Origin of the sequence: Kitasatospora sp. NPDC059673, assembly GCF_042734215.1 — a bacterium.
GTDB lineage: Bacteria > Actinomycetota > Actinomycetes > Streptomycetales > Streptomycetaceae > Kitasatospora.
In genome coordinates, this window is sequence record NZ_JBHWEN010000003.1 from 203,466 (window position 1) to 217,106 (window position 13,641).

10 protein-coding genes and 1 tRNA gene are annotated in these 13,641 nt (G+C 72.8%); 7 read left to right on the forward strand and 4 right to left on the reverse strand.

Annotation, left to right across the window (positions count from 1 at the left end):
• Positions 1-62: 62 nt before the first annotated feature.
• Both glpR and ACFV18_RS05650 read left to right on the forward strand, forming a co-directional pair.
• The gene (gene glpR / locus ACFV18_RS05645) at positions 63-1,061 is read left to right on the forward strand and encodes a gephyrin-like molybdotransferase receptor GlpR (RefSeq protein WP_380479611.1); all 999 of its coding nucleotides are present in this window, start codon (positions 63-65) and stop codon (positions 1,059-1,061) included.
• Positions 1,062-1,196: 135 nt separating this feature from the next.
• A tRNA-Ala gene (locus ACFV18_RS05650) sits at positions 1,197-1,273 on the forward strand.
• 257 nt (positions 1,274-1,530) lie between these two features.
• Here the strand turns inward: ACFV18_RS05650 and ACFV18_RS05655 are convergent.
• From ACFV18_RS05655 to ACFV18_RS05665, 3 genes are all read right to left on the reverse strand, one after another.
• A complete protein-coding gene (locus ACFV18_RS05655; RefSeq protein WP_380479613.1) occupies positions 1,531-2,106 on the reverse strand; it encodes a hypothetical protein in 576 nt (191 codons plus the stop codon).
• Between the two features lie 647 nt (positions 2,107-2,753).
• A complete protein-coding gene (locus ACFV18_RS05660; RefSeq protein WP_380479615.1) occupies positions 2,754-3,146 on the reverse strand; it encodes a hypothetical protein in 393 nt (130 codons plus the stop codon).
• Between the two features lie 186 nt (positions 3,147-3,332).
• Complete coding sequence (locus ACFV18_RS05665) at positions 3,333-4,256, reverse strand: hypothetical protein (RefSeq protein WP_380479617.1); 924 nt, start codon at positions 4,254-4,256, stop codon at positions 3,333-3,335.
• 39 nt (positions 4,257-4,295) lie between these two features.
• Here ACFV18_RS05665 and ACFV18_RS05670 point away from each other — a divergent pair, with 39 nt between their 5' ends.
• Positions 4,296-4,646 (forward strand): helix-turn-helix domain-containing protein, encoded by a 351-nt coding sequence (locus ACFV18_RS05670; protein WP_380479619.1) that lies wholly within the window; start codon positions 4,296-4,298, stop codon positions 4,644-4,646.
• Between the two features lie 203 nt (positions 4,647-4,849).
• Here ACFV18_RS05670 and ACFV18_RS05675 read toward each other — a convergent pair whose 3' ends face one another.
• Positions 4,850-5,122 (reverse strand): hypothetical protein, encoded by a 273-nt coding sequence (locus ACFV18_RS05675; protein WP_380479621.1) that lies wholly within the window; start codon positions 5,120-5,122, stop codon positions 4,850-4,852.
• Positions 5,123-5,799: 677 nt separating this feature from the next.
• Between ACFV18_RS05675 and ACFV18_RS05680 the strand changes: the two genes are divergently transcribed.
• The 4 genes from ACFV18_RS05680 (at position 5,800) to ACFV18_RS05695 (ending at position 13,624) form a co-directional block, all read left to right on the forward strand.
• Positions 5,800-6,390 (forward strand): hypothetical protein, encoded by a 591-nt coding sequence (locus ACFV18_RS05680; RefSeq protein ID WP_380479623.1) that lies wholly within the window; start codon positions 5,800-5,802, stop codon positions 6,388-6,390.
• Positions 6,391-6,787: 397 nt separating this feature from the next.
• Positions 6,788-7,957, forward strand: a complete 1,170-nt coding sequence (locus ACFV18_RS05685) for a hypothetical protein (protein WP_380479624.1) — start codon at positions 6,788-6,790, stop codon at positions 7,955-7,957.
• A 211-nt stretch (positions 7,958-8,168) separates the two neighbouring features.
• The gene (locus ACFV18_RS05690; RefSeq protein WP_380479626.1) at positions 8,169-11,387 is read left to right on the forward strand and encodes a DEAD/DEAH box helicase; all 3,219 of its coding nucleotides are present in this window, start codon (positions 8,169-8,171) and stop codon (positions 11,385-11,387) included.
• A gap of 113 nt (positions 11,388-11,500) precedes the next feature.
• Positions 11,501-13,624, forward strand: a complete 2,124-nt coding sequence (locus ACFV18_RS05695) for a tetratricopeptide repeat protein (protein WP_380479627.1) — start codon at positions 11,501-11,503, stop codon at positions 13,622-13,624.
• Positions 13,625-13,641 lie beyond the last annotated feature (17 nt).

Consider the following 13,641-nt stretch of genomic DNA (forward strand, 5'->3'; position numbering starts at 1 on the left):
TCGGACGACACGCCGTCCCAAATTGCTGCAGCGCCTTACCCCGCGCCCGTACCGTGTGAAACGTGAGCAGCAGCGGCCTTATCTACGCGGTCATCGTAGGGGCCTGGGCCGCCTATCTGGTGCCGATGTGGCTCCGCAGGCAGGACGAGCTCAACGAGTCGCGTCCGACGGAGCGGTTCAGTACCGCGATCCGCCTGCTGGCCGGGCGATCGGCCATGGAGCGGCGCGCGGCCCGAGCCCTCGGCGAACAGACCGCCGACCAGCAGCACCCCGCCGGGGGACCGGACGGGGCCCTTGCCGACCCCGGGGACGTCCCCACCCGGCCCTCCGGGTGGGACGGCGCCGAGGCGACCCCGGCGGAGCCCGGGAAGCCGGTCGCGACCGCCGAGCCCGCCCCTTCCGGGGCGCCGGCCGAGCCGGCCCCGGGCCGGGCCGGGAAGGCGGCCCGCGGCGAGCAGGACGAGCGGCGCTCCGCCGAGCGGCGGGCCCGACTGCTGGCCCGGCGCCGGCGGATGGTCACCCTGCTCTTCCTCGCCTTCGCGCTCGGCGCGGTCCTCGCCGCGGTGACCGGCGTCGCCTTCCTCTGGGTGCCCGCGGTGCCGGGCATCCTGCTCACCCTCTACATCGGGCACCTGCGGCGGCTCGAACGGCAGCGCTACGAGGTCAAGTTCGACCGGGCCCGGGCCGCGCAGGCCGCCGAGCGGCTGCGGGAGCGCGAGCGGGCCCGGGCGGCGGACACCGCGACCGCGCCGCACGCCATCGACGTGCCGACCGAACCCGCGGCCCGGGCCAGCGCCCTCGCCGACGCCACCGAGCACGAGGAGTGGGTGGACGGCGTCCGGGCCCGCGCCGCGGCCGGCCCCGACTCCTGGGAGCCCGTCCCCGTCCCCCTGCCCACCTACGTCACCGCCCCCGTGGCCCCCCGGGTCACCCGCGGCCTCGACCTCGCCGCCCCGAACACCTGGGACTCCGGCCGCCCCGCCACTCCGCTGTTCGACCAGTACGGCGAGCCCGGCCACCAGGCGGCCCCCGAGTACCGCCCCCGCGCCGCCAACGAGTAGCCCGCACCCCCGGACGCCCCGCCACCACCCGTGGCCGGGGCGTTCGTGTTTTCCGGGCTTCGAACGTCCAGTCACGGCCTCCCCGCGACCATGGTCATGAGTACCCCTCCAGGGGTGATAGAGTTTCTTCTTGTTGGGGCTGTGGCGCAGTCCGGTAGCGCACCTCGTTCGCATCGAGGGGGTCAGGGGTTCGAATCCCCTCAGCTCCACCAACCGACTGTTCTTGAGTTAGCTCGGGAGTGGTTGACGAGATCCCGTCTGGTCCATGTGGCCGGGCGGGATTTCTGCTTTCTGTGGGCCTGTTCGAGGCGGTGTGCGAACTCGGCGGGCCGATGGGCGCGGTGTCCGACGGTCTGCGGCGGCGGTTCGGGGGTGGTCCGGGGTGCAGCAGGCATGCGGGTGCCGCCGTGGGGAGGGCGGCCAACGGCGGCGGGGATTCGGGCTCTTCGGGAGGCAGACAGACCGTTCGTCAGCTGTTCGGTGGGGGTCGCCCGTTCGGTGTGTCGGTAACCGGGGTGAGATCTTCGCCGTCCTCGGCCAGGTAGTCGGTCTCCGGTGATTGTTCGCCGGTGGTGCGGTGCCAGTCGTCGAGGATCTGCAGGTTGATCATGCAGATCATCAGGGCGACGAGGATGGTCTGGGCGGTGCGGCCGTGGGCGAGGCGCTTCTTCGGCTCGGAGATGTCGATGCGGTGGCCTTTGGCGCGGCCGTTGAGGCCTTCGTTGTTGGCCCGGACGGGCCGGTAGGCGTCGTGCCAGGCGGGGCTGAGATAGTGCCTATCCTGGCGGAACTTGTCGAGTTTGCCGAGGTCGCCGGGGTGGAGGGTGATGGTCGGCTGGCGGCAGATCCTCGGCAGCTCGCTCGCGGGCGGGGCCGGAGACGTTCGGCGGGGCCGATCTGGACGGCGGGCTTCGCCGAGGGGTGGGCGGCGGTCGCTCGCGCGTTGGTGAGGTCGATCACCGCTCGCCCGGAGGCGGCCGGGGTGCTGTGGAGCCGTGTGAAGCGCGGGCAGCTCACCGATGGCGACGGGTCGGCTGCGGGGCATTGCAGGCGGATCGCGCCGTGCGGGTCGGGGCTCTGCTTGAGCTTGAGGAAGTAGGGTTCTCTGGCGGCGATGCGCGAGGTCTGCTGGTCGTCGAGGTCGCGTACGTGTCTGTCGTCCAGGCCGGTGGTCACGGTGGCGAGCGGCTGGGGCATGGCGGGGCAGGCGAGGGCGCCGTCGACGAGCAGGGCGCCGTGGTGGCTGCCCTGGATGCCACGCTGGTCCTGCTTGTAGTCGAGGACGAGTTGGTAGCCGAGTCGGCGGGCCGGCAGTGCGAAGTGGGCGGCCTTCTGGTCGGTGTAGGCGCGGTCGGCGGCCAGGAGCCCGACGGGCAGCTGCAGGCCGACCAGGGCGAGGGCGTCGAGTGCCTGGATGGCGTTGGGGCCGATGCGGCGGCCCGGGGCGTCCAGGGCCAGCCCGAGTGCGAGCTGGGCATGCCTTGCGGCCCGCTGGCCTTGGCGGGGGTGGCCGGTGGGGTGGCGGCGGCTGGCCGCGACGAGCAGGGTCGCGCTGTGCCCGAAGACGCCCTCGTCGCTGCCGCCGCTGAAGTGCCAGCCGGCGGTGGTCTCGACGGACGCGAGGTCGCGGCGGTCGCTGGGCGGGTGGTGCCAGGCGGGGACGGAGGTGGTGTCGACGCCGATGTTGCCGAGCTAGCCCTTGAAGGCGCCGCGCCGGTGGGCGAGGCGGACGGTGACCAGGACGAGCCGGTCGCTGACCTCCTGCAGGACGGCTCGGCGGCGTGCGTGCTCGGGGTCGCCGTCCTCCCAGGCGGCGGCGTGGACGGCGGCTTCGGCGGGCGGAAGGCGTCGGCGGCGGTCGCACCGGGATGGGTCGAGTGCGGTGGTCAGGCGGTCGAAGGACCGGTAGACGCGCCGCGTGAACGCGATCCGGGCGTGTTCGTCGCGCCGGTCCGTGGCCTGGACGCCGAGCCATTCCCTGGCGGTGGGCGTGAGTTGGTCCAGGAGGATCCGGCAGGCGTCGGCGAGGGAGGCGGTCGAGTGGTAGTGGAGGGACAGCAGCAGCGTGACCAGCACCGTGGACACCGGCAGGCCCGTCGGTCCCGGGGCGGCCCTCCAGCTCGGTGTCGATGAGCTCCAGTGCCCCGGATTGGTGGAGCAGGTGGTTGAGCTGGCCGACCTTGGAGTCCGGGATCACCGCCGGGGCGTCTGTGGTGGGTCTGGGTCGGCAGTGCTTGATCTTCTTGCGGTCGCGCCAGGCGGGCGGGAGGGTCATGCCGCGTGGCCGCGCAGGAGCCGGGCCGCAGTGTTGTCGTCGAGTGGCGGGACGAAGTGCTGGTAGCGGGCTAGGGACGCGGCCGAGGCGAGCCCGGCGGCTTTGGCGATCAGGTCGTGGTCGATGCGCTCGGTCATCAGCTCGACGATCCAGCTCGCCCGCAGCCGCCCGGCCGACAGTGTCGGAAGGCCGGTGGGCGGCTGGTGGACCAGGGACCAGGAGCCGATCAGGTTCTTGGCGTAGGGGGTGGTGTGGCGGGGCCGGAACAGGTAGGCGCCTCCTGCCAGGAGCGCCAGCTCGGCCAGGACGTCCTCCCACGCGGCGCGGGCGACCACCGGACGGTCGACGCCGGTGTGGACGAAGGGGTGGCCCGGGGCCCGTTGCCGCAGGTCGCGGCCCGTGGTCGCGGCGACCTCTTTCGGGGCCAGGCCGCAGCCGGCCCCGAGCGCCATCAGGGCCAGGGCATCCGTCCGCTGCTGGCCCGGAAGATGGCTTGCCCAGTGCCGCAGGCCCGCCAACTCGGCCTTGTCGTAAGGCTCGTGGGGGTTGGCGGGCGCATGGAGCCGGGGCGGGACCGGCTCGCCCCGGTCCGACCAGGCCAGCGCGTCGCGCACCCGCCGAAGCCAGGTCCGGTAGGTCTGCACCGCGGTGGGCGCGACCTCTCCCGCCCGGGACAGCACGAAAGCGTCGATGACCTCGCCCCGCAGCCACGCGTCCGGATCGCGCGGCAGCCCGCTCGCCTCCGCCCACAACGCCAGGCCGGCCGTGGCATGCAGCAGCCGCTCGACGTCGTAGGGCACCGCCGTGACCGTCGCGGCGACGATCGACCGCACGAGCGGCGCGACCTCGTCCCAGGCCGCGGGCGCTTCGCGGGGCCGGTAGCGGGCGATCTTCGCGGAGGTGTCTGGATCGAGGGCCACGCTCCACGAATACCGGCTGGTCAAGCAGCCGTCAGGGGATTGATCCACTTCAACGGACAGGATGGTGCGAGCATGGTCGGAGGACGCGCCCGCGTGCGCCCCCCGCGGGATCTGACCGACGATCCGGAAGCCTGGCCCCGCCTGGCCAGCGCGGATGTCGGGGCAGAAGCCGTGCGGGAGATCTCCCGCCGCCTTGCCGATTCCCTCGCCGAACGGAAGCTGAGTCTGCGTCAGGCCGCTGCCGGGTCGGGGGTGAATCGGCAGGCGATCGCCGACCTGCTGGCCGGCCGGTCCTGGCCGGACGTCGCGACGGTCGCCCGCCTCGGAGCCTTCACCCGCACCGGGCTGTGGCCGGACGGCGTTGTTGTTGAGCGAGATGAGGGGCATTGAGCCTTGATTCCGCCCGGCCGCGCGACAGTTCGTGACCGGGCATGGCGAATTCGCGGCTCCCGCCCCCGAGCGCAGACGACCTCAACTACCCCCGGACACGCGGAAGCCGCTCCTGTAGGGCGCTCACGCAACCTGGGTGCCGTCGAGCTGAACCCTCGACGGCACCCGCTTGTGACGCCGACCTGTCGGTCGGCGAATGTGGGTCACCTCATCGCAGCCGCCCCTCCGGCCGGGCCCGCGACCGCACCGACTGCCGGTGCGATGCGGAACCATCCGGGGTGACCTTCGAGGACCTTCCCCTGTTTTGCCAGGCTCTTCAGCCGCGAACGCGTGGTCTCGATCCTCCGGTCCGACACGCTCTCGCCGATCGCCACTGCGATGTCCCGCACCTTCATCTCACGACCGGCCGACGCCAGCAGCACCAGCATCTTCTCGACCGCCTCGCCCAGCTCGATGCCGCCCGGGGCCGTCCGCACCGCCCGAGGCACCTGAACCGGCTGAACCGGCAGCTGGGCCTGCGGAGCCGCCGACGCGACTGGAAGAACAAGAGTGACGGCGGGCCGCTGCCCCTCGTCCTGCTGCCCGGCCGGCGCCGGATCCTCCGCCGGCGCGTCCGCCAGCAGAGCCCGCGCCGTCTCCCGGGTGATCGTTAACCGGGCCAGACGCTCTCGGCAACCGCCATCCTCACCCGCAGCGCGTCCAACTCGCCGCGGACAGCGGCCTCTTCCTCATCCAGCCGCTCGAACAGCGTCGCCATCGCCAGCCCCCGATCCTCGCCGGTTCCCCGTCGGGCTTCTGGTATCCAGACGCCAGAACCAAGCCCCAGAGTAGGGCCCCTTGCCAGGGGTTCGAGGCGGCCTTCCCGGCATTGCCAAAAATGATCAACTGTCAGTCAGATCATCGCTGCTGGCGCGCCATTCGCTGTCGTCGGAGTACAGAAGAGGACTGCGGGCGCTGGCCGCCCTCCCGCCTCGGATGGGGACTGTCGACAACCCAGACCGCACCTGCCTCAAGCGGTCCAACTCCGACTCACAACTCAGCCCCCTAATGGCCGTTAGTGGGCGGACTTACCCTGCGGTGCGAGTCCCGGACTGTTAGGATCCGCCACCGAATCACCGCTGGCCCTTGGGGGGGACACATGGACGACCGACGCATGCGCAAGCTCAGGGCGGCAGCCCTGGCAGCAGCTGTGATCCTTCTCGGATCGGGCTGTTCCTCGGTAGGTGGCGGCACTCACTCCGTCAGCGATTCCGACAAGACCTCGGCGCCGACCGTGGCAGGAGGCAAATCCAGCCCCGCGGAAGCACTTTGCCATGCCCTCGTTACCGTTCAGGACCTTCCGCAGGGCTTCGGCAGCTCCTCGACGCCAGCTCCCTGCGATGACGATCCCAAGATCCAGGCCACTGGCTTCAAAGGGCAGAACGGCGGGCTGGAAATGATCGATGAGGAGCTGGAACGCGACGACAGCGCTGAGGACGCCACCTCCCGGCTCCCGGATCTTGTCGCCGAGCTCAATCGGCTGGTCCCTGATCCAGTGGAGCAGGACCCGGCCGGGTTCCGGGACCTCGGGGACGAGGTGCACTACTTCACATCGCACCACGATCAGACCTACTGGAACACCCTCTACATCAGACGCGGAAAGCTTCTCATGTACCTCAGTGTCACCAAGTACGGCCCCTTCGCCCCAGCGGACATGCACCTTTTCGCATCGAAGGCCGTCAAGCGGACCTCGTCTCTGGGCTGAGATCGGGACGTCGATGCCTGCGAGATCGCGAGTCTCCACGCCGAGCACGACATCACTCGGGGCCACCCACGACACCTCGGGGGACCGTCCTCCGACTCAATCCGGGAAACGATCACCTCACCGCCGGGAACTGATCTCCGACAGCCGGGCACGCAGCTGATCAGACCTACTCGTGAACACCCCCTCATTTTTGCTCTCACGCCACTCGATCGTGCATGCGCCGACCGAAATGACGATCGACGGGGTTCTCTTCCTTGGGGGAGGGCTGGGAGATCTCGCGGCGGGGCGCCTCCCGGGATCGGCTGTCCGAGCTGTGTCCTACGCTCGCCTCCTGCAGTCCCGGTGGTGGCCGCCGGGTGGCAGGGGGTCCGTTGCTGGGATGGAGGGGAGTATCTGGGTGGACCGTTTCGATGTCCTGGTGCCGGATGAGGGTGCCGCGCGGGCCGTGGCAGTGGCACTCAGCGGGCGTGGCCACCGGGAAGTGGCGGTCCAGGAAGCCCAGTTGGTGTATCCGGACCCCACTACGGACCTGGGGCGGAGGGTGGATGGCTGGTGGCATGTCGTCTCCCTGGTCGATGACGAGGGCCTGGCTTCGGGCGGGCACTTCGGCTGGGAGCGCGTGGCAGTCAACACCGCGGCCCGCGCATTCGGCGGCTATGGGGTCGGCTACGGGACCAGGTTTCCTGGCGCCGCAGCTGTCTCGGTGAACCAGACGGCCCTGGTGCGCGAGCTGGACGCGTCCACCGCACGGGCGCTGCGGTGCCGAATCGTCGCTGAGTTCCCGCCCGAGCAGGAGGTCGTCGAGCCAGAAACCGCGCTGGAGCGCGAGGATACGGGCCGGGCGCTGCCTCCTCTGGGGGACGCGGTGCGTGGGGCCGCCCACGAACTGCACAAGCACGGCGTGGTTGGTCGCGCCGTCGTGGATGACTGGCTGAGCGTGCCGTCGGTGCCCGAGGACGACCACGACGTCCTCATCGACTTGGTCCTCGCCGTGATGGCCGACGGGGCGTGTGACGCAGGTAGTGCTCTCCACGTCCCGCTCCTTGAAGCGGTCGCGCTCCGTGCGGATGTGTCCTCCGCGCACCGGGCTGTGCTGATCACGTGCCTGTCCAGGGCCGTAGCACTCACGGAGCGTCTCGCCGCCGCCGACGCAGACCGACTTGCCGCCCATGGCCTCACGGCGGAGAAATCGCACGACGAGGCGGCGGTTCGCCGCGCCGTGGAGGCTGCAGCACCCTCGCTCCTAGCGGAATGGGAAAGCGCTGACGAGGCAGTACGGTTCGCCCTCGCTGGTCTGGCCGCCATCACCCACGGTGCAGCCTTCAGCGACCGGATTCGGTCCCTCGCCGGCTCGCAGGCCGACGGCCCGCGCCGTGAGGCACTGCTGCTTGCAGCCGCCTTGTCGCAAGATGCGGCCGGAGAGATCGATGCCGCCCTGTCCGCCGTCGCCAGGGCAGGACGGCTGCGACCGTTCGACCTGCCCAGTCCGCTCGCACCGCAGCGGGCGGTTGCGGTGGACCTGCTGATTCCGCTTCTGGAGCGCGAAGCCTCTCGTCTGCTGATGTGAGTCATGCCCGCGATGCACTGCTACTGGCAGCCGCTCGCCGGCCAGATGACACGGCCGCGATTCGGGAAGCGATCAACCCGATGATGGGAAGCGATCTTCAACCACCATCGCGCCCGGCTGGTCAGCTGCACTCGTGAACACCCCACCAACAGAAGTCCCGCCCGGGTCACCCGGGCGGGACTTTTGCGTTGCGGCGAAACGGGAGGCGGACGTGACGGGCGGGGTCGAACAGGCGGCGGCCGTGGTGGAGTTCTGGCGGGCGGTGGAACTGTTCAGTGCTCAGGCGGTGCCGGCGCCGGACGAGAAGCAGAAGGTCTACGCGCTGGACGCCACCGGGCTGCTCCCGTGGCAGGACGGTCACTGGTTGCGGCGGACCAGGCCGGCGGTCGGGCACACCTGGCAGCACGTGGTCTACGGCGGGCTGTTTCCGCTCGCGCAGGTGCGCAACGCCCTGATGGAGGTGTTCGGCCGCGACCCGGAGAGCCACGACGGGCGGCTGGACAGTCAGGGCGCGCTGTTCGCGCTCACCGTGGACGACTTCGGGTCGGTGCTGCCCGACTCCGCGGTCATCTCGACCTGCGGGTGGGCGGTCGGCCGGGCGCTGACCCGGGACGTGAACCGTCCGGGCTGGCTGGACGGCTTCCCCGAGGACGAGGCCGAGTGGCTGGGCCGCGCCGCCCGGCTGGGGCGCCGGCCCGGGGACGCCGAGGAGCCGGCGGAGCCGCAGGAGGTTGCCGAGGAGCCGCAGGAGGACGCCGACCGCCTGGTGGTGGACGCGGCGGACCTGCTCGGCTTCGTCGGGGACCTCGCGCAGGCCTGGCGGGTCGAACGCGGCCTCGCCCCGGCCGGTCTGCGGATCCGCAGCGTGCAGGTGCGCAAGGACCGTGCGCAGGACGCGGACCAGCAGGACTTCCTGAACAGCTTCATCGCCGCCGACCTGGCGCGCGTCGCGAAGGCCCTCGGTACCCGTCGCCCGGGCCGCGCGCTGGCCGAGTACCTGACCCCGGCGGCGGAGCGGAACACCGCCGCCAGGATCGACCTGCGGGAACACCCCGAGGTCGCGCTGCGTCAGGTCGGGCCCGAGCGGTCGCCCGCGGGGCGCTGGCCGGCTGCGGCCAAGTATCCGCTGGCGCTGAGTCAGCAGTTCGCGGTCAACACGATCAGGGCCGAACTGACGTCCGCCGGGGGCGTGTTCTCGGTGAACGGCCCGCCCGGCACCGGCAAGACCACCATGCTGCGCGACGCGATCGCCGACCGGGTGGTCGAGCGGGCCCGGGCGCTGGCCGCGCTGCGCCTGCCGTCCGAGGCGTTCCTGGGCACGCCGCTGGTGTGGAAGAGCGGCGAGTACACCCGCAAGGTGGTGCCGCTGCGGCCCGAGCTGACCGGATTCGAGATGGTGGTCGCCTCGGCCAACAACGGCGCCGTGGAGAACATCTCCAAGGAGATCCCGGCGCGGGCCGCGCTGGCCCCGCAGTGGCGCGAGGACGCGGACTACTTCGCCGAACAGGGCACCCGCCTGCTCAAGGGCACCCCGGCCTGGGGGACGGTCGCCGCGCACCTCGGCAACAAGTCCAACCGGATCGCCTTCGTCAACCGGCTCTGGCACGGCAAGTACCTGCCCGACGACCCGACGCTGCCGCAGGCCCCCGACCTGCCGCCGGTCAAGGGCACGGGCTGGCAGGACACCGGGCAGGGCCTGTCGCACCTGCTGTCCGGGTACCGGAGCGAGTCGCAGCAGGGGGTGTGGAAGGACGCCAAGGAACGGTTCGTCCGGGCGCTGTCCGAGGTGGAGCGCCTGGTCGCCGAGCGGGCGGCCTGCGCCACGGCGCTCTGCGGGGCGCCCGACGCCCTGGACCGGGTCGCCCGGGCGGAGCGGGAGACCGGTGCCGCCGCCGGGCTGCGTGACCGCAGCCGGCAGGAGGCGGGTGCGGCGGAGAGCGCGGCGCGGGAGGCCCAGGGGCACCTGGACGGGGTGTCCGAGCTGCGGCAGGCCCACCACGTGCGGCGCCCGGGACTGGTGGACGCCCTGGTCACCATGGGCCGGGCCGCGCGCGAGTGGAACGTCCTCGACCAGCAGCACGCCGCACGCGAGCGGCTGGCGCTGGAACAGGCCGACGCGGCGCATTCCCGGCATCGGCAGGCCGCCGACGCGGCGGCGCGGGCCGAGGACGCGTACGGGCGGCTGACGGCCGGTCTGCAGCAGGCCCGGGCGGACGCCGACGCGATGCGGGAGGCGGCCGAGTCGGGGCGCAAGCGCTGGGGCGGGCACGTTCCCGACCCGGCGGTGGACGACGAGGAGGCCCGCGAACTGTCCTCGCCCTGGGCCGACGAGGAGATCTCCGCGGCCCGCACCGAGGTCTTCCTGGCCGCCCTCGGCCTGCACAAGGCCTTCCTGAGGTGCACGGCCCGGACCATGCTGGAGAACCTGCGCGCCGCGATGGACGTGGTGCGCGGGGCCGCCCCGGGATCCGTCCCCGAGGAGGCCCGGCTGGCGGCCTGGCAGAGCCTGTTCCTGGTGGTGCCGGTGCTGTCCACCACCTTCGCGTCGCTGGACCGGGTGTTCACCGGTCTCGGCCCCGAGGCGCTCGGCTGGCTGTTCATCGACGAGGCGGGCCAGGCGAGCCCGCAGATGGCGGTCGGCGGCCTGTGGCGGGCCCGCCGGGCCGTCGTGGTCGGCGATCCGCTCCAGCTGGAGCCCGTGGTGACCGTCCCGTTCACCGCGCAGCAGGCGCTGCGCGGGCAGTACGGCGTGGCCGAGGAGTGGCTGCCGGGCTGGACCTCCGTCCAGCAGGTGGCCGACCGGGCCACCCGGTACGGCACCACGCGGCCGGCCGAACTCCCCGACGGGTCGCAGCAGGTCTGGGTCGGCGCCCCGCTGCGGGTGCACCGCCGGTGCGAGAACCCGATGTTCACGGTCAGCAACGTGATCGCCTACGACGGCCTGATGGTCAACGGCACCCACTACCCCGAGCCGTATGCCTACGGCCCGCGCAGTTCCTGGGTGCACGTCGGCTCCGCGCGTTCCGAGGGGCACTGGATCCCGGACGAGGGGCTGGCGCTGCGGAAGATGCTCGAAAAACTCCAGGAACACGGGATCGACCTGGACCAGGAGGCGTACGTCATCAGCCCGTTCCGGGCCGTCGTCGACGGGGCCCGGCGGACGGCCCGGCCGCTCATGAAGGGGGACCGGGTCGGCACCGTCCACACCACCCAGGGCAAGGAGGCGAACGTGGTCATCCTCGTGCTCGGCACCGACCCGCGCTCACCCGGCGCCCGCGAGTGGGCGGCGAAGCGGCCCAACCTGCTGAACGTGGCGGTCAGTCGGGCCAAGCGGCGGCTGTTCGTGATCGGCAACCACGAGCTCTGGACGCCGCAACGGTTCTTCACCGACCTGGGTGACCGGCTGCCCCGCCACGACTGGGGGGAGTGACCGGGCGGGCCGGGAAGGCATGCTGACGGAGGGTGGTGTGCAGGCTACCGTTGGGCGCGTCGGGTGGAGTGGGCGGAGGTCGCGGTCTTCGCGCACGGTTCTGAGGGGTGGGCATGATCGATCCGCTGTCGGTCTCGGCGGTCACGGGGGTGCTGGCCGCGGTCGGGTCGGCGATGGCCGGGGAGGCCGGGAAGTGGGCGTGGGAGTCGATCGGCAACCTGGCCCAGCGGGTGACCGGACGTCAGCTCACGGCGCCCGCCGGGGCCGAGGAACGCGAGGAGCTCGCCCGGCTGCTGGTCGAGGGGGCGCGCAAGGACCCCGCGCACGCCCGGGCGCTGGCCGCCTGGCTGACCGGTCTGGCCGACCGGGAGGGCACGGCAGCCGATGCGGCGCCGCGGCTGCTGCCGGTCTCCACCCGGTACTTCACCGACCGCAAGGGGCCGCTCGCCGCACTCGACAAGGAAGCCGGCCGCAAGCCCGACGGCCGGCCCCGGCAGGTGCTGCTGCACGGCCCGGACGGCATCGGCACCAGCGCGGTGGCGATCCACTGGGGAGGGCGGGAGACCCACCGGTTCCCCGACGGGCAGCTGTACGCCGACCTGCGCGCCGCCGGACCGCAGGGCGCCGCCGACCCGGCGACCGTGCTGCGCCGCTTCCTGCAACGGCTCGGCGTACCCGCCGACCAGCTGCCCGCCACCGTCGAGGACCGGGCCGAACGCTTCGGTCAACTGCTGGCCGGGCGACGGCTGCTGGTCGTCCTCGACCACGCGCACTCGGCCGCCCAGGTGCGGCCGCTGCTCACCGCCGCACCCGGCGTGGTCACCCTCATCACCGCGCGCCGCCCGCTGGCCGGGCTGGACGCGCTGAACATCCCCGTCGGCCCGCTCGCCGACAAGGACGCCCGCCGGCTGCTCACCGACCTGGCCGGCAAACACGCCGTCAGCGCCGCCAAGGCCACCCTGCCCGGGGTGCTGGAACGCTGCGCCGGATCGCCGTTCGCGCTGCGCGCCGCCGCCCCCGTACTGGGCGAGGCCGCGCCCCGGGCCCTCGCCGGGCAGGTCTTCGCCGACCCCGTGGAGGCCGCGACGGCCGACCGGTACGCCCGCCTCACGCCGAACAGCGCTCTGGTGTACCGCAGTTGCGCGCTGCGCCAGTGGCCCGCGATCGGCCCCGGCGCCGCCGCGGCCGCCACCGGACTGACCGAGGCGGAGGCCGTCGAGGCACTGGACGAACTGGCCGCCGCCGGACTGCTGGAGACCGCGCTCGACGGCCGCCACCGCTACCGCCCGGCCGTCCGCCGGCACGCCGAGGCGGCGGCGGTGCGGGAGGACGGCCTCGCGGCCTGCACCGCTGCCGTGCGGCGCACCGTCGAGCACTACCTGCGCCTCGCCGTCCGGGCCGACCACGCGGCGCTCCCGCAGCGCTGGCACCTCGGCCCGCTGTACGCGGAGCTCGGCCCGGACGGCTACCCCGACGAGGCCGCGGCGCTGGCGGCACTCGGGGCGGAGCTGCCCAACCTGGTGGAAGCCGTGTGCGCCGCCGAGGAGTTCGCCGCGCCCGAGGTGGTCTGCCAGCTGGTCGAGGCGCTGTGGGCGGTCCAGCTGAAGGCCGGGCGGCACGACGAGCTGCTGCCCGCGCTGCGCGCCGGTGCGCGGGCCGCGTCCGCTGTCGGAGCTTCGACGGCGGCCCGGATGCACGTCCAACTCGCGCTGGCGCTCACCGAGTTGCAGGAGTTCGGCGAGGCCGAGCAGCAGCTGGTACTGGCCGCAGACGTCGAACGGGCGGACGGTCACCTGCGCGGGCAGGCCACCGCCGTGGAGACGCTCGGGCTGCTGAGGCTCCGCCAGTGGCGCTGGGCCGAGGCACTGGAGTGCTTCGACCGGGCCGTCGGACTGCTCGACGGCATCGGGGACGGTGACAGCGGACAGGCCGACCTGCCCCGGGCCCGCGCCCTGCTCGGCCGGCACCGCGGCCGGGCGCTGCGCGGACTGGGCCGGTTCGAGGAGGCCCGGGCGTCGATCGAGCAGGCGGTGGCGTTCTTCCGCGGCACGGGGGAGGGGTACAACCTCGCCCGCGCGCTCACCGACCTGGCCCAGACGCTCATCGACCAGGGGCACGGGCCGCAGGCGCTGCCGCTGCTGGACGAGGCCGGGGTACTGCTGGAGCGCGGCGGCGCGGTGTTCCACCTGATGCCGCTGGCGGTGCTGCGCTCGCTGTGCGGGGACGAGGGCGAGTGACCGTCGCCCGGTGAGTC